Here is a 16,117-nt window from a genome sequence, read left to right on the forward strand (position 1 = left end):
ACGGTCGGATTCCTACGGCCGGATTCCGGCGGGTTCGTCCCGGTTGGCGGGTGAGGGCCGCCCGGACGGGCCGGTGTGCCGGCCCGCGCGCAGCACCGACGCTCCGATGATCAGCGCGAAGGCGAGTGCGGTCACCAGCGCGAAGGACATCACGAGGGAGGTGGCGTCCGCCACGGCCCCGATGGCGGAGGGCGCGATCAGCCCCGAGGTGTAGGTGACGGTCGCGACGCCCGCGATGGCCTGGGCGGGGGCCGGGCCGCTGCGCGCGGCGGCGGCGAAGGCCAGCGGGACGACCACCGCGATGCCGAGTCCGATCAGCCCGAAGCCGGTGAGCGCCGCGGCCGGGTGCCGGACGGTGACGACGAGCACGCCGCCGACGGTGGCCAGCACCCCGCCGGTGCGGACCGTGCGGACCGCCCCGAAGCGGTCCACCACCTTGTCGCCGGCGAGCCGGGCCACCGCCATGGTGAGGGCGAACGCGGTGGTCGAGGCGGCCGCGAGCCCGGCATCGGTGTGCAGGACGTCCTGGAGGTAGACCCCGGACCAGTCCAGGCTCGCGCCCTCCGCGAAGACCGCGCAGAAGCCGATCGCGCCGATGAGCACCGCGGAGCGCGGCGGCAGCGCGAAACGCGGCGGCGGCTCCTCGTCGGGGGCGCTGCGCAGGTCCAGCACCCCGCGGCAGGCGAGCAGGCCCAGGCCGGTCAGGAGCACGGCGGCCACCAGGTGGTGCAGCCGGGCGTCGGTGCCGGTGTGCGCGGCGAGCGTGCCGCCGGCGGAGCCGAGCAGGGCGCCCACGCTCCACATGCCGTGCAGGGAGGACATGATCGAGCGGCCCAGCCGGTTCTCGGTCTCGACGCCCAGGGCGTTCATCGACACGTCGGACATGCCGGCGGCGGCCCCGTAGGCGAACAGGGCGAGGCAGAGCGCCGGCAGACCGGGGGCCAGGCTCGGCAGGGCGAGGGCCAGGGTCCACATCGCGAGCAGGCCGGTCAGCGCTGTCCGGGCGCCGAACCGGTGGTTGACCCGCCCGGCCAGCGGCATCGCCAGGGCGGCGCCGACGGCGGGGAAGGCGAGCGCGAGGCCCAGCGAGCCCGCGCCGAGCGAGGCGTGGTCCTGGATCCACGGGATGCGGGTGGCGAAGTTTCCGGTGACCGCGCCGTGGACGCAGAAGACGGCGGCGATGGCGAAGCGGGCGCGGCGCAGTCGCCGCGGGGTGATGTCGGGTTCCCCTGTCATGGACGTAAACTATCAGGAAGCCTGCCTGATAATTAACCCCTCGAACGGACCCGCGGGGCCACCCGATAGGTTCTGGAGCGTGCGTGCGATGTCATCTCCCTCCCCGAGTACGGCCGCCTCTCCGAGTACCGCCCGGGCGATCAACGACCGGCTGGCGCTGCGCCTCCTCCAGGACGAAGGACCCCTGACGGCGACCCAACTCAAGGCGCTCACCGGGCTGTCCCGGCCGTCCGTCGCCGACCTCGTGGAACGGCTCTCCGACGCCGGACTCATCGAGGTCGTGGGGGAGTCCGGCGAGCAGCGCCGAGGCCCCAACGCCCGGGTGTACGGCATCGTCGCCCGCCGCGCCCACCTCGCGGCCCTCGACGTGCGCACCGACAGCGCGACCGCCGTCATCACCGACCTGCTCGGCAACCCGCTTGCCCAGGCCGAGCTCCCGGCGGGCACCGCCGAGGACGCGGTGGCCGTACTGGAACGCACGGCCCTCGCGGCGGGCGCCGGGGAACTGCACACCGTGGTGGTCGGCGCGCCCGGCCTGGTGGCCCCGGCCACCGGCGAACTCCGCGACACGGCCGGGCTGCCCGGGTGGCACCGGGAACTGGTGGCCCTGCTCCAGCGGCGGCTGCCCGCGGCGGTCCGGGTCGAGAACGAGACCAACCTCGCGGCCGTGGCCGAGCAGCGGCTGGGAGCCGCGCGCGACGTCGACTCGTTCGTGCTGCTGTGGCTGGGCGCCGGGGTCGGCGCCGCCGTGGTGCTCGACGGGCGGCTGCGGCGCGGGGCCTCGGGCGGGGCGGGCGAGATCGGCTTCCTGCCGGTGCCCGGCACCGGCGGCCTGCCGTCCGCGACCGGCTGCGACGGCGGCTTCCACGCGCTGGCGGGCCGGGCGGCGGTGGCCCGGCTGGCGCGGGAGCACGGCTTCGCGGGACCGCCGGAGCAGGCGGTGGCGGGCGCGGCCGGTCCGGACTTCCTCGACGCGCTCGCCGAGCGGCTGGCCGTCGGCGCCGCGGCCGTCGCCGCCGTGCTCGACCCCGGGTGCGTGGTGCTCGGCGGGGAACTCGGCCTCGCGGGCGGCGACGCGCTCGCCGCGCGGGTCGCCGCCCGTCTCCTCACCCTCACTCCGGTCCCGACCGAGGTCCGGGCCACCGCGCTCGGCGGCCCGGCGGTCCTGGCCGGCGCCCGGCTGCTGGCCCGCGACGCGGCCCAGGACGCCCTCTTCGGCCCCGCGTAGCGCACGCGTACGAGCCGGCTTGGCCGCACGTGCGGGCCCGGTGCATACGGGCCCGGTGTGCATTACGGGCCCGGTCTGTGCGGCCCGCGCGCAGGGCTTGGCACGCACGGCCCGCGCGCACGGCTTCGGTGCCGGGCCGCCCGGCCGCCCGCTCGCGCGTACGGCTCAGACGGTGCCGGCCGTGGCGCGGTCGTGGAGGAATTCGTCGAAGGTGCGCTTGCCCGTCGCGCCGACGGGCGCCAGGTGGCCACCGGCCCGGAAGGCCCGGAAGGTCTTGCCGGGCAGCCGGACCGGGACCACCGGGCGGCGGCTCCCGCGGGCGCGCAGGTAGCGGCGGGCCAGGTCCGGCAGGTTCTCGGTCAGCGGTCCGCCGAGGTCGGCCACCCGGCCCGCCGGGGCGGCCGCCGCCAGCTCCGCCAGCCGGTCCGCGACCTCCTCGACCGCGATGGGCTGGTCCGGCACCGCGGGCACCAGGACCACCGGCAGCTTCGCCAGCATGTCCGTCACCATCGCGACCAGGTCGTGGAACTGGGTGGCCCGCAGGATCGTCACGCCGAGCCCCGACTGCTCCAGCATCCGCTCGACCTTCAGCTTCGTCTTGTAGTAGCCGAACGGCACGACGTCGACCCCCACGATCGAGATGTACACGAGGTGCCCGACCCCGGCCCGCCGGGCGGCGCCGATCAGGTGCCCGGCGGCCGCGTCGTCCCCCTTGCCCGACTGCCGCGTGCTGCTCGCGCAGTGCACGACGGTGTCGACGCCCGCCAGCGCGGCGTCCAGCCCGCTGCCGTCCGTCAGGTCCACCGGGAAGGAGGACGAGCGACGGCTGAGGGCGCGGACCTCGTGGCCCGCCGCGCGCAGCCGCGCGACGACGGGCGCGCCGAGCGTTCCGGTGCCTCCGGTGACGAGAATGGTGCTCATGGTTCCGGTCCTTCCTGCAGTGGGCGTCTTCCCCAGCTGAGACCGGACGGCCCTCAGGAACGTGACAGCTGCTTCTGTACGAACCCCAACTTGTCCGGGTTGACCTGCGCGCGCACCCCGGCGACCTGCCCCCGCGCCACCTCCAGGACGAGGACGCCGGCCACCTGGCCGCCCGCCCCGACCAGCACCGCCGGAGCCCCGTTGACCTCGGCGAAGCCGAACTCCAGCCCGGCGCCGTACTTGGCCAGCAGCCCTGCCAGCAGGCGGGCCACCCGATCCCGGCCGTACACCGGCCGCCTGGCGGCGCCGACCTTCCCGCCGCCGTCTGAGACGTACACCGCGTCGCCTGCCAGCAGCCGCTCCAGCGCGGCCACGTCCCCGTCGCGGGCCGCCGAGAGGAAGGTGTCGACCAGGCCCCGCCACTGCCCCGGGTCGGCCTGGAACCGCGGCTGCGGCGCGGCCACCCGCTGGGCCGCCCGCCGGTACAGCTGGCGGCAGTTCGCCTCGGTCAGCTCCAGTAGCCCGGCGATCTCCCGGTGGCCGTACCCGAAGGCCTCGCGCAGCACGTACACCGCCCGCTCCACCGGAGTGAGCCGCTCCAGCAGCACCAGCAGGGCCAGCGACACCCCGTCCCGCTGCTCCGCCGACTCCAGCGGGCCGAGCGTGCCGTCGGAGGTGAGCACCGGCTCCGGCAGCCAGGGGCCGACGTACCGCTCGCGGCGGGCCCGGGCCGAGTCCAGGCGGTTCAGGCAGAGGCGGGTGACGGTCTTGGCCAGGAAGGCCCCCGGGTGCTCGACGGCCGCCCGGTCGGCTGCCCGCCAGCGCAGGTAGGCGTCCTGGACGGTGTCCTCGGCTTCGTCGGCCGAGCCGAGCATCCGGTAGGCGATGCCGAAGAGCCGTGGGCGGTGTTCCTCGAACCGGTCGGTGTCCTCATCCCCTGTGATCACGCATCGAGGGTGCCAGACGACGCGGGAGGACCCGGTGGCCGCCGGGCCACCGGGTCCTCCCGTCACGTCATGGGGTGCTCAGCTGGTCAGCAGGCGCCGAGGTCCTCCCAGACGCCCCACTGTCCGGTGGTGCCGGGCTCCTCGTTCTGGGTCCACCACTTGGCCTTCCAGTTGTGGCCCTTGTGGGAGACGACCGTGCCGCCGTTGGTGATGCTGCCGGCCACGTACGGCGGGTTGGCGCAGGTGCCGCCACCGCCGGTGGTCGAGCCGGTGGTCCCACCCGTGGTGCCGCCCGTCGTACCGCCGGTGGTCGAGCCGGTGGTCCCACCCGTGGTGCCGCCCGTCGTACCGCCGGTGGTGCCACCCGTGGTGCCGCCGGTGGTGCCGCCGGTGGTGCCACCGGTCGTACCGCCGGTGGTGCCGCCCGTGGTGCCACCGGTCGAACCGCCCGTGCCGGGCTCGACCAGGGTGGTGCCGCGCGCCAGGTCGCCGGCCAGGGCGTACGAGGTGCCGGAGATGTTCACGGTCCAGTTGGAGGGCGTGGACACCGGCAGGTAGTAGTTGAAGGCCACGTCGACCGAGGCGCCCGGGGCCAGCGACTGCCAGGCCGGGAGCTTGAGCGAGACGCGGTGGAAGTCGCCCTTCAGGCCGCCGACGTTGCTGCCGGTGTGGCCGCTGGTGATCACCTTGGTGCCGAAGCCGGACTGGTCCGAGGCATTGTTCGGGGCGGCGGTCGCGTAGTCGAACTGGAACTCGGTGCCGCCGGGCAGCGCGGTCTTCGTGTTGTTGGTGATCTTGATCTTCGGGGTGATCGGGTAGTTCGAGTCGCCGAGCTTGAAGTCGGTGAACTCCACCTTCACGTCGACCGCCTGGGCCGGCAGCGCGCCGCCTGCCTTCTTCGCGCCGTACGGGGCGGCGGCCTTGAACTTGTCGTACATCAGCGAGGTGAGCGTGTCGCCCATCTCGTACTGGCCCTTGGCCGCGTTCCAGTAGTAGTCGCCCGCGAGCTCCCACACCATGGTGCCGCCGATGCCGCGGTCGACCACGTAGTCCGCCTTGGCGGCGACCGACTGCTCGTCCTCGGTGGAGAGGAAGACCTTCTTCTGCGCGTTCCACAGCCACGGCGCGACCAGGGTCGCGTCGTACTTGCGGGCGTAGGTGCCGGTCAGCGCGGTGCCCGCCGGGAAGCCGTACTTGGTGACGTAGTCGCCGACGACGCCCTTCTCCAGGTTCTTGGCGTGCCACATCGGGTTGGAGCCCGCGGGGGACTCGGCGCCGTTGGTGTCCTTGTCGTGCCACAGGTTGTCGATGCCGACCGCGCCGTCACCGCACTTGGTCAGACCCGCGCCGGCCGGGCACGTGGTGGCCGGGGCCTTGCCCCACAGGCCGTCGGTGCCGCCCTGTACGTTCTTGAAGCCGCGGGTGTAGTACGGCAGGCCGATGTTGATGCGGCCCGACGGCATCGAACCGCGGAAGTAGTGGTACGCCCAGTCGGTGTTCAGGTAGCCGATGCCGCCGTACTGCTGGCTGCCGTACACGCCGGCCGCGGCGAGCTCGCCGTCCTTGCCGTCGTCGAACAGCGAGGCGTTCGGACCGACGTACTCGTTCCAGGCGCCGTGCAGGTCGTAGGACATGATGTTGACGTAGTCCAGGTACTGCTGCATCTGGAACGTCTCCATGCCGCGCAGCAGGTACCCGGAGGACGGGGCGGCCACGGAGAGCAGGTAGTGCTTGCCGTCGGCGGCGCCCGCGCGGTCGAGCTTCTCGCGGAGCGTCTTCATGAGGACGGCGTAGCCCTTGACCAGGCCCGCGCGGCGGGCGTTGGAGAGCTGCCAGTCGAGCGGGTTGCCCGCGTCCTTCATCGTGGTCGGGTACTCGTAGTCGATGTCGACGCCGTTGAACCCGTACTTGCGGATGAAGTCGACCGAGGAGGTCGCGAAGGTGTCGATGCCCGCCTGGTTGACCGAGCCGTCGGCGTTGGTGGCCATCGAGTAGAAGCCGCCGGAGGCGACGCGGTTGCCGTCGTCACCGAAGTAGCCGCCGGTCTCGGCCCATCCGCCCACCGAGATCAGGGTCTTCACGTTCGGGTACTGCTTCTTGAACTTGTTCAGCAGGTTGAAGTGGCCCTTGTAGGCGAAACCGGGGTCCATCTCCGCCCCGGCGGTACCCGGCCAGGTCATGCCGGTGGCCGCATTGTTCGGGCCGTCGGCGCCGACCGAGATCCTGTTGTCGCCGCCCACGTGGGCGAAGGCGTAGTTGAGGTGGGTGACCTTGTTCCACGGGATGTTGTTCGCGAGGTAGGCGGGCTCGCCGTTCTTGCCCGTGCGCCAGCCGGTGAAGTAGCCGATGACGCGGCGCTGGTGGTCGGCGCCCATCTTCTCGCGGCCCTCGGCGTCGTAGACGGAGCAATAGGGGACGTCGACGCCCGACGTCTTGTAGAGGCCGTCAGGGCGACAGCTCTCGTTGTCGGCGGCGTGTGAGATGCCCGCCGAGAGCGAGCTGAACAACAGACCCGCGACCGCGGCTCCGGCTGCCATCAGCGTGGCTCTCGTGCGTGTGGGGGACAGCATTGTGCCTCCTGGGGAAGGGAGGTTGGCAGGACACAACGAACTGAAGGGCGGTGCTGTAGGCCCCAGATGTGCGCACACCTGACGGGCTGTCTCCCGGGAATGTGAAGCAGACATTAAGAGGACTAGACCACGCCGTCAATAGGTCTGGACCAAAGCCGAATTGGTCGGATGCAACCTGCCTGAATGCGTCCGGTTGTGACCCAGGCCACAGCCGGTCACCCGCATGGGTGTGGATCAGGCGTGGCACACTGGCCTGTAAGTACCAGAAGCAGCGCACTCCGGGGTCGGTGTAATTCCGAACCGGCGGTTATAGTCCGCGACCCGTCCGCAGCCAGCGGCCGGTTGACCAGGTGAAATTCCTGGACCGACGGTGAAAGTCCGGATGGGAGGCAGTGCGCGGCGGGCCGGTCACAGGTACGCCGCTGTAGCCGTTTCACCAGCGTTTTCGCAGGTGGAGCGCGTCTTCGGCCTCGGCGTCCCCGTGCGTGCGCCCGCTTCATCTGTCGTATCCCGACAGGCCCCGGAGTCCGTGCCCGATTGAGGCAGGAGGACCCGGTGGGCCACAACCACGCCGACGCAGACGCCATGCGCCGAGCCATCGCGCTCGCCGCCCGCGGCCTCGGCTCCACGAGCCCCAACCCCGTCGTCGGCTGTGTCGTCACCGACGCCGCCGGCACCGTCGTGGGCGAAGGCTTCCACGAGCGGGCCGGCGGCCCGCACGCCGAGGTGCACGCCCTGCGCGCCGCCGGCGACCGGGCCCGCGGCGGCACCGCCTACGTCACCCTCGAACCCTGCAACCACACCGGCCGCACCGGCCCCTGCGCGCAGGCCCTCATCGAGGCCGGCATCACCCGCGTGGTCTACGCCGTCTCCGACCCGAACCCGCAGGCCAGCGGCGGTGCCGCAACCCTGCGCGCAGCCGGCGTCGAGACCGAGGCCGCGGTCCTGGAAGCCGAGGCCGCCGAGGGCAACGCCGCCTGGCTCACCTCGGTCCGCCTCGGCCGCCCGTACGTGCTGTGGAAGTACGCCGCCACCCTCGACGGGCGGATCGCCGCCGCCGACGGCACCAGCCGCTGGATCAGCTCCCCCGAGTCCCGCGCCGACGTCCACCGGCTGCGCGCCGCCTGCGACGCCGTCGTCGTCGGCTCCGGCACCCTGCACGCCGACGACCCGCACCTCGCGGTCCGCGGCGTCGAGGGCGCCAGCCAGCCGCTGCGCGTCGTCCTCGACACCCGCGCCACCATCCGGCCCGGCGCCCGGGTCCTGGACGGGGCCGCACCCACCCTCGTCGCCGTCGCCGAGGACGCCGACACCCGGCACCTCCCCGGCGTCGAGGTGGCCCGGCTCCCGTCCGACGCCCACGGGATCTCCGTGGACGCCCTGCTGCGCGACCTGTACGCGCGCGGCGTCCGCTCCGTACTCCTCGAAGGCGGCCCGACCCTGGCCGGCGCCTTCGTCACCGCGGGAGCAGTCGACAAGGTCGTCGGCTATCTCGCCCCGGTCCTGCTCGGCGCGGGCCCCGCCGCCCTCGCCGACGCCGGGATCACCACGATCGCCGACGCACTGCGCCTCGACATCACCGAGACCGTGCGCACCGGCCCCGATCTGCGCATCACCGCCGTCCCCACCACCGCCCCCAAGGAGCACTGAGTGTTCACCGGAATCGTCGAAGAACTGGGCGAGGTCACCGCCGTCGAGGAGCTCGAGGACGCCTCCCGCTTCCGGCTGCGCGGGCCCGTCGTCACCGAGGGCGCCAAGCACGGCGACTCGATCGCCGTCAACGGCGTCTGCCTGACCGTGGTGGAGACCGCGGACGGCGAGTTCACCGCCGACGTGATGGCCGAGACCCTCAAGCGCTCCAGCCTCGGCGCGCTCACCGCCGGCTCCCGCGTCAACCTGGAGCGCCCCATGGCGCTCGGCGGACGCCTCGGCGGCCACCTGGTCCAGGGCCACGTCGACGGCACCGGCGCCATCGTCTCCCGCACCCCCTCCGAGCACTGGGAGATCGTCAAGGTCTCGCTGCCGCGGCAGCTCTCCCGGTACGTCGTCGAGAAGGGCTCCATCACGGTCGACGGGGTGAGCCTGACCGTGGTCGAGGCCGCCGCGGACTGGTTCACCATCAGCCTGATCCCCACCACCCTCGCGCTGACCACCCTCGGCATCAAGCAGGCCGGCGACCCCGTCAACCTGGAGGTGGACGTCCTCGCCAAGTACGTCGAGCGCCTGCTCGCCGCCGGCGTGGACCCGCTGCACGCGAAGGAGAGCGCGGAATGAGCGCCCTGACCTGGCTCAACTCCGAGGCCTTCACCGTCGTCGGGCAGCAGATCAAGTGGGCCGACATGATCGGCAACACGGCCGGCCTGATCGCCCTCGCCCTCGGCTGGCGCCGCTCCATATGGACCTGGCCCGTCCAGCTCCTGTCCGGCGCCATCCTCTTCGTCGCCTTCGCCGCCGGCCACCTCTCCGGGAGCGCCGGCAAGCAGGTCGTCGTCGTCCTCGTGGCCACCTGGGGCTGGCTCCAGTGGACCCGCGGCCGGCAGCAGGCCCAGGACGGCTCCCTCGCCGTGCGCTTCGCCACCTGGCGCGAGCGCGCGTACCTGATCGGCGCCGCCGCCCTCGGCACCCTGGCCGTCGGCGGACTCTTCACCGCCTTCCCGACCCTCTCCTGGGACGCCTGGCCCGACGCGTACGTGTTCGTCGGCACCGTCGTCGCCATGTACGCCCAGGCCAAGGGCATGGTCGAGTTCTGGTTCGCCTGGCTGCTGGTCGACGCGGTGGGCGTGCCCCTCGCCTTCGCCAACGGCTACGCCTTCTCCGGCCTCGTCTACGTCGTCTACGGCGCGCTCGTCGTCTGGGGCGCCTACGACTGGTACCAGCGCTCCCGTACGCCCAGCACCCCCTCCACCTCCCCGGCTCTCGAAGGAGCGGCGGCATGACTCTCAAGCCCGTACCGGACCTGGACGAGACCTTCCGGCTCGACCCCGTCGAACAGGCCATCCGCGACATCGCCGCCGGCCGCCCGGTCGTCGTCGTCGACGACGAGAGCCGCGAGAACGAAGGCGACCTGGTCATCGCCGCCGAGAAGGCCACCCCCGAGATCGTGGCCTTCATGATGAGCGAGTGCCGCGGCCTGATCTGCGCCCCCATGGAAGGGGACGAGCTGGAGCGGCTCGAACTCCCGCAGATGGTCGCCGACAACACCGAGTCGATGCAGACCGCCTTCACCGTCTCCGTCGACGCGAGCGGCGCGCACGGCGTCACCACCGGCATCTCGGCCTCCGACCGCGCCACCACCCTCCAGCTCCTCGCGAGCGGCACCACCGACGCCACGGACTTCGTCCGCCCCGGCCACATCTTCCCGCTGCGCGCCAAGCCCGGCGGCGTCCTGGTCCGCCCCGGCCACACCGAGGCCGCCGTCGACCTCGCCCGCCTGGCGGGCCTGCGCCCGGCCGGCGCGATCGTCGAGATCGCCGGCGAGGACGGCGTCATGCTCCGGCTGCCCGAGCTGATCCCCTTCGCCCGCAAGCACGGCCTGACGATCATCTCCATCGAGGACCTGATCGCCTACCGCCGCAGCGCCGAACCCACCGTCCGCCGCGAGGCCGAGGTCAGCCTGCCGACCTCGTTCGGCGAGTTCACCGCGTACGGCTACCGCTCCACCGTCGACGGCGTCGAGCACGTCGCCCTCGTCCACGGCGAGCTCGGCGACGGCGAGGACGTGCTGGTCCGCATGCACTCCGAATGCCTGACCGGCGACATCTTCCACTCGCTGCGCTGCGACTGCGGACCCCAGCTGCACGCCTCCATGGAACGCATCACGTCCGAGGGCCGCGGCGTCGTCGTCTACCTCCGCGGCCACGAGGGCCGGGGCATCGGCCTGCTGTCCAAGCTGCGCGCGTACGAGCTCCAGGAACGCGGCCGCGACACCCTGGACGCCAACCTCGAACTGGGCCTGCCCGCCGACGCCCGCGACTACGGGGCCGGCGCCCGGATCCTCGTCGACCTCGGCGTCCACAGCGTCCGCCTGATGACCAACAACCCGGAGAAGTCCGACGCCCTCGACCGCCACGGCGTCCGGGTCGCGGCCCGCGAGCCGATGCCCGTCGAGGCCGGCGAGCACAACCTCACGTACCTGCGCACCAAGCGCGACCGCATGGGCCACGACCTGCCCTGGCTGGAATCCCCCACGGCCGTCTCGGCCTGCGGCAACCAGTAGCACCACCCCGGGGCGCCACGCCCCGGAACGACACCGTCCACCCAGAAGCACGGAATCACGCAAGGAACCGAGGAGAGCTGTGAGCGGCAAGGGCGCACCCGAACTGAGCGTACGCAACTGCGGAGACCTGCGGGTCGCCGTCATCGCGGCGCAATGGCACGAGAAGGTGATGGACGGACTGGTGGACGGCGCGCTGCGCGCCCTCCACGAGCTCGGGATCGACGAGCCCACCCTGCTGCGGGTGCCGGGCAGCTTCGAGCTCCCCGTCGTGGCGAAGGTCCTCGCCGAGCGCGGCTACGATGCCGTCGTCGCCCTCGGCGTCGTCATCCGCGGCGGAACCCCGCACTTCGACTACGTGTGCCAGGGGGTCACCGAGGGCCTCGTGAAGGTCTCCGTCGACACCGGTGTGCCCATCGGCTTCGGCGTGCTGACCTGCGACACCGACGAGCAGGCCCTCGACCGGGCCGGCCTCGAAGGATCGAACGAGGACAAGGGGCACGAAGCGGTCACCGCCGCCGTCGCCACCGCCATGACCCTGCGCACCGTCAGCGAACCCTGGCGCTGAGTGGCAGTGCCCCACCGCGTATTCTGAGGACCATCATGGCCAACAAGACCCCCAAGACGTTCGAGGAGCTCTTCGCCGAGCTCCAGCACAAGGCCGCCACCGGCGACCCCAGCACCTCCCGTACCGCAGAGCTGGTCGGCAAGGGTGTCCATGCCATCGGCAAGAAGGTCGTCGAGGAGGCCGCGGAGGTCTGGATGGCCGCCGAATACGAGGGCAAGGAAGCCGCCGCCGAGGAGATCTCGCAGCTGCTGTACCACGTCCAGGTGATGATGGTCGCGCGCGGGATCTCGCTCGACGACGTCTACTCCCATCTCTGAGCAAGACCCCTCACCGAGCAGGACCCCGCACCGCACCGCACCCCATCACGTGACATCCCGTACCGAGAAGGAAAAACCCATGCTGCGCATCGCCGTCCCCAACAAGGGTTCACTGTCCGGACCTGCGTCGGCGATGCTCCATGAGGCGGGCTACCGGCAGCGCAAGGAGTCCAAGGAGCTCGTCACGGTCGACCCGGAGAACGAGGTCGAGTTCTTCTACCTGCGGCCCAAGGACATCGCGATCTACGTGGCCTCGGGCAAGCTCGACATCGGCATCACCGGCCGCGACCTGCTCCTGGACTCCGGGGCCAACGCGGAGGAGATCCTCCCGCTGAACTTCGGCCGCTCCACCTTCCGCTACGCCACCAAGCCCGGCACCGCGAAGGGCCCCGAGGACTTCAACGGGATGACGATCGCGACCTCGTACGAGGGAATCGTCGCCAAGCACCTCGCCGACCAGGGCATCGACGCCTCCGTCGTACACCTGGACGGCGCCGTCGAGACGGCCATCCAGCTCGGCGTCGCCGAGATCATCGCGGACGTCGTCGAGACCGGCACCAGCCTGCGCAACGCCGGCCTGACGGTCATCGGCGAGCCGATCCTCAAGTCCGAGGCCGTGGTCATCCGGCGCAACGGCGCCGACACCGACCACCCCCAGGTGCAGCAGTTCATGCGCCGCCTCCAGGGCGTCCTCGTCGCCCGCAGCTACGTGATGATGGACTACGACTGCCGCGCCGAGCACCTGGAGCGGGCCGTCGCCCTCACCCCGGGCCTGGAGTCGCCGACCATCTCCCCCCTGCACAACGAGGGCTGGGTGGCGGTCCGCGCCATGGTCCCCGCCAAGGAAGCCCAGCGGATCATGGACGACCTGTACGAGCTGGGCGCCCGTGCGATCCTCACCACCTCGATCCACGCCTGCCGTCTGTGATGGCCGCCGACCAGTCGGCCGCGCCGGCCACCGCGACCCTGCCCGACCTCCCCGTCACCTTCCGGCCGACCCGCACCCGGGCCGTCCTGCTGGGCGTGGGCGCCGCCATGTTCGCGACGATCACCACCGTCGCCGTCATGCTGGAACGCCTCAGCACGGGGGAGCGGATCAGCTTCGTCTTCGTCGCCGCGCTGCTCAGTTCCGTCCTGGTGCTGCTCAGCCGGCCCAAGGTGGTCGCCGACGAGACGGGCGTGACCGTCGTCAACCTGACCACCCGGCGGCGCCTGGAGTGGGCCCAGATCCTGCGGGTCAACCTCCGCCCCGGCGACGCCTGGGTCTTCCTCGACCTCAGCGACGGCACCAGCCTGCCCGCCCTCGGCATCCAGCCGGGCGTGGCCAGGGAACAGGCCATCGCCGACGCCCGCGCCCTGCGCGCCCTGGCGGAATCCCGCGGCACCGGAGCATCCGCCGCTTGAGTCCCCATTGCGGGGACGATCTCAATGACTACCCTGGTGGCGGGGCGCGACTGCGCGCCCTGCCACCGGCCCCGGGACCCCGAGGCCCGTGGGCCCCTGCGACTCGAGGAGTGACTCCCTCCAGCAATGGACGGATCGTCCGGTAGTACCCGCGCCGCCACCTCTCCGGAGGCGGCGGCATGACCATCCCGCTACTCCTGCTCATGGCGGCCTTCGCCCTGATCCTGGCCAACGGATTCTTCGTGGCCGCCGAGTTCGGCCTCGTCACCGTCGAGCGCCCGGACGCCGAACGCGCCGCCGCCGAAGGCGACCGGCGGGCCCGTACGGTCGTCAAGGCCCTGCGCGAGCTGTCGTTCCAGCTCTCCGGCACCCAGCTCGGCATCACCATCACCTCCCTCGTGGTCGGCATGCTCGCCGAGCCCGCCCTCGCCGGGCTGCTCGCCGGCCCGCTCACCGCGACCGGCCTGCCCCGCGGCGCCGTGTCCGGGGTGTCCGTCGTCATCGGCATGCTGCTCGCCTCCGCCGTCCAGATGGTGGTCGGCGAACTCGTGCCGAAGAACTGGGCCGTCTCCCGGCCGCTCCAGGTCGCCCGCTTCGTGGCCGGCCCGCAGCACGCCTTCTCCCGCGCCTTCCGGCCGGTCATCTCAGGCCTCAACGCGGTGGCGAACCGCCTCGTACGCGCCCTCGGCGTCGAGCCCACCGACGAGCTGGCCTCCGCCCGCACCCCCGGTGAGCTCGTCTCCCTGGTACGCCACTCGGCCCAGGCCGGCGCCCTCGAACAGGACACCGCCGACCTGTTCGTCCGTACCCTCTCGCTGGGCGGGCTCACCGCCCAGCACGTCATGACCCCCCGGGTCCGGGTGAGCGCGCTGCACTCCACCGCGACCGCCGCCGACGTGGTCAACCTGACGCGGGCCACCGGCCTGTCCCGGTTCCCCGTCTACCGCGAGCGCATCGACGAGGTCATCGGCGTGGTCCACCTGAAGCACGCGCTCGCCGTCCCGGAGCCGGAGCGCTCGCGCACCGGCGCCGGCCGGATCTCCGTCCCGGCCCTCCTGGTCCCCGAGACCCTGCCCGTCCAGCTGCTCCTGGAGCGGCTGCGCAAGGAGCAGCCCATGGCCGTCGTCGTCGACGAGTACGGCGGCACCGCCGGAGTCGTCACGCTGGAGGACATCGTCGAGGAACTCGTCGGCGAGGTCCACGACGAGCACGACCGCGTCGAGGAGCGGACCCCCGAGCTGGCCACCGTGCCCGCCGAGGACGGCCGTCCCGCCTGGGACGCCGACGGCTCCTGCCGGGTGCACACCCTGCGCCGGATAGGCCTCGACGTGCCCGAGGGCCCGTACGAGACCGTCGCCGGCCTGGTCGCCGACCTGCTGGGCCGGATCCCCGCCCCCGGGGACCGCGCCGAGCTGCCCGGCTGGAAGCTCTCCGTCCGCCAGGTCGGCCGCTACCGCGCCGAGCGGGTGCGCCTGGTGCGCACCGCGCCCGCCGAGGCCCGGCCGGAGCTGGAGGCGGTGGGCCGGTGAACGCGCTCCAACTCCTCTTCGCCCTGCTGCTGGTGCTCGCCAACGGCTTCTTCGTCGGCGCCGAGTTCGCCCTCGTCTCGGTCCGGCGCAGCCAGATCGAACCGCTGGCCGCCACCTCCAAGCGGGCCCGCCAGACCCTGTACGGGCTGGAGAACCTGCCGCGGATGATGGCCGCCGCACAGTTCGGCATCACCATGTGCTCGCTGACGCTGGGCGCGGTCGCCGAGCCCACCGTGGCCCGGCTGCTGGAACCGCTCTTCCACGCGGTCCACGTCCCGCAGGGCCTGATCCACCCCCTCGGGTACGCCGTGGCGCTCGCCGCGGTGGTCTTCCTGCACCTGGTCATCGGCGAGATGGTGCCGAAGAACCTCGCCATGTCGGCGCCCGAGCGCACCGCGCTGTGGCTGAGCCCCGGACTGGTCGGCTTCGCCCGGCTGTGCGGGCCCGTCACCACCGCGCTCGGCGCCTGCGCCCGGCTGGTGCTCAAGCTGTTCAGCGTCGAGCCCAAGGACGAGGTCGAGGCCGTCTACACCAGCGCCCAGCTGGGCCGGCTGGTCGAGGACTCGCGGCAGGCCGGCCTGCTGGAGCCCGGCGAGCAGGAGCGGCTGGAGGACGCCCTCGAACTCGGCAGCCGCCCGGTCACCGACGTGCTCCTCGACGGCTCCCAGCTGGTCACGGTGGGTCCGTCGGCCACCCCCCGGCAGATCGAGGCGCTGACCGTGCGCACCGGCTTCTCGCGCTTCCCGGTCCGCTCGGACAGCGGCGCCTTCATGGGTTACCTGCACGTGAAGGACGTCCTGGACCTGGAGGACCGGGAGCGGGCGGTGCCGCAGCACGTCTGGCACCGGATGACCACGCTGTGCGCCACCCTCCCGCTCGACGACGCGCTCAGCGTGATGCGCCGGGACGCCACCCACCTGGCCCAGGTCGCGGACCCGGGCGGCCGGGTGCTCGGCCTGGTCACGTTGGAGGACGTACTGGAGATGCTGGTGGGCGAGGTGCGCGATCCCACGCACCGGCGGCGGGCCCCGGCGCCCGCGGGGGCGGCCGTGCCGGCCCCGTCCGCCGTCCTCAGCCGGTAGCCGGTAGCCGGTAGCCGGTAGCCGGTAGCCGGTAGCCGGTAGCCGGTAGCCGGTAGTCGGTAGTCGGCAGTCGGCAGTCGGAAGCAGGAGGGCCCGGAGCCG

General features: G+C 72.6%; 15 protein-coding genes and 1 riboswitch. Of the genes, 11 read left to right on the top strand and 4 right to left on the bottom strand.

What is annotated here, in order from left to right; all coding sequences use genetic code 11:
- Window positions 1–12: 12 nt before the first annotated feature.
- On the bottom strand, window positions 13–1,236 hold the full coding sequence (locus OG764_RS28865) for an MFS transporter (RefSeq protein ID WP_328971349.1): 1,224 nt from the start codon (window positions 1,234–1,236) through the stop codon (window positions 13–15).
- Between the two features lie 88 nt (window positions 1,237–1,324).
- Here OG764_RS28865 and OG764_RS28870 point away from each other — a divergent pair, with 88 nt between their 5' ends.
- Window positions 1,325–2,464, top strand: a complete 1,140-nt coding sequence (locus OG764_RS28870; protein ID WP_328971350.1) for an ROK family transcriptional regulator — start codon at window positions 1,325–1,327, stop codon at window positions 2,462–2,464.
- Between the two features lie 165 nt (window positions 2,465–2,629).
- Here OG764_RS28870 and OG764_RS28875 read toward each other — a convergent pair whose 3' ends face one another.
- The 3 genes from OG764_RS28875 to OG764_RS28885 form a co-directional block, all read right to left on the bottom strand.
- On the bottom strand, window positions 2,630–3,385 hold the full coding sequence (locus OG764_RS28875; protein ID WP_328971351.1) for an SDR family oxidoreductase: 756 nt from the start codon (window positions 3,383–3,385) through the stop codon (window positions 2,630–2,632).
- Window positions 3,386–3,438: 53 nt separating this feature from the next.
- Window positions 3,439–4,332 (bottom strand): RNA polymerase sigma-70 factor, encoded by an 894-nt coding sequence (locus tag OG764_RS28880; RefSeq protein ID WP_328971352.1) that lies wholly within the window; start codon window positions 4,330–4,332, stop codon window positions 3,439–3,441.
- Window positions 4,333–4,418: 86 nt separating this feature from the next.
- Entirely contained in the window at window positions 4,419–6,902 is a 2,484-nt protein-coding gene (locus tag OG764_RS28885) for a chitinase C-terminal domain-containing protein (protein WP_328971353.1), read from the bottom strand.
- Window positions 6,903–7,171: 269 nt separating this feature from the next.
- Window positions 7,172–7,302: riboswitch (FMN riboswitch) on the top strand.
- A 185-nt stretch (window positions 7,303–7,487) separates the two neighbouring features.
- On the opposite strand from OG764_RS28885, the gene ribD reads away from it, so the two are divergent.
- The 10 genes from ribD to OG764_RS28935 all read left to right on the top strand — a co-directional run bounded on the left by ribD (window position 7,488) and on the right by OG764_RS28935 (window position 16,015).
- A complete protein-coding gene (gene ribD / locus OG764_RS28890) occupies window positions 7,488–8,552 on the top strand; it encodes a bifunctional diaminohydroxyphosphoribosylaminopyrimidine deaminase/5-amino-6-(5-phosphoribosylamino)uracil reductase RibD (protein WP_328973214.1) in 1,065 nt (354 codons plus the stop codon).
- Window positions 8,553–9,176 carry a riboflavin synthase gene (locus OG764_RS28895; protein WP_328971354.1) on the top strand — a complete coding sequence of 208 codons (624 nt, stop codon included), beginning with the start codon at window positions 8,553–8,555 and terminating at the stop codon, window positions 9,174–9,176.
- On the top strand, window positions 9,173–9,838 hold the full coding sequence (locus OG764_RS28900; protein ID WP_328971355.1) for a nicotinamide mononucleotide transporter family protein: 666 nt from the start codon (window positions 9,173–9,175) through the stop codon (window positions 9,836–9,838). Before OG764_RS28895 ends, OG764_RS28900 begins: the two co-directional genes overlap by 4 nt.
- Window positions 9,835–11,118: a bifunctional 3,4-dihydroxy-2-butanone-4-phosphate synthase/GTP cyclohydrolase II gene (locus tag OG764_RS28905; RefSeq protein ID WP_328971356.1), complete on the top strand. Its 1,284-nt coding sequence runs from the start codon at window positions 9,835–9,837 to the stop codon at window positions 11,116–11,118. The genes OG764_RS28900 and OG764_RS28905 overlap by 4 nt, the downstream gene beginning before the upstream one ends.
- 79 nt (window positions 11,119–11,197) lie before the next feature.
- Entirely contained in the window at window positions 11,198–11,683 is a 486-nt protein-coding gene (gene ribH / locus OG764_RS28910; protein WP_328971357.1) for a 6,7-dimethyl-8-ribityllumazine synthase, read from the top strand.
- A gap of 35 nt (window positions 11,684–11,718) precedes the next feature.
- Window positions 11,719–12,000 (top strand): phosphoribosyl-ATP diphosphatase, encoded by a 282-nt coding sequence (locus OG764_RS28915; protein WP_328971358.1) that lies wholly within the window; start codon window positions 11,719–11,721, stop codon window positions 11,998–12,000.
- Window positions 12,001–12,079: 79 nt separating this feature from the next.
- Window positions 12,080–12,928: an ATP phosphoribosyltransferase gene (hisG, locus tag OG764_RS28920; RefSeq protein ID WP_328971359.1), complete on the top strand. Its 849-nt coding sequence runs from the start codon at window positions 12,080–12,082 to the stop codon at window positions 12,926–12,928.
- Window positions 12,928–13,404 (top strand): PH domain-containing protein, encoded by a 477-nt coding sequence (locus OG764_RS28925; protein ID WP_328971360.1) that lies wholly within the window; start codon window positions 12,928–12,930, stop codon window positions 13,402–13,404. The genes hisG and OG764_RS28925 overlap by 1 nt, the downstream gene beginning before the upstream one ends.
- Window positions 13,405–13,583: 179 nt before the next feature.
- On the top strand, window positions 13,584–14,933 hold the full coding sequence (locus tag OG764_RS28930) for a hemolysin family protein (protein ID WP_328971361.1): 1,350 nt from the start codon (window positions 13,584–13,586) through the stop codon (window positions 14,931–14,933).
- Window positions 14,930–16,015, top strand: coding sequence for a hemolysin family protein (locus OG764_RS28935; protein ID WP_328971362.1), 1,086 nt, complete (start codon window positions 14,930–14,932; stop codon window positions 16,013–16,015). The genes OG764_RS28930 and OG764_RS28935 overlap by 4 nt, the downstream gene beginning before the upstream one ends.
- Window positions 16,016–16,117 lie beyond the last annotated feature (102 nt).

It is taken from the genome of Streptomyces sp. NBC_00239 (assembly GCF_036194065.1).
Lineage (GTDB): Bacteria > Actinomycetota > Actinomycetes > Streptomycetales > Streptomycetaceae > Streptomyces.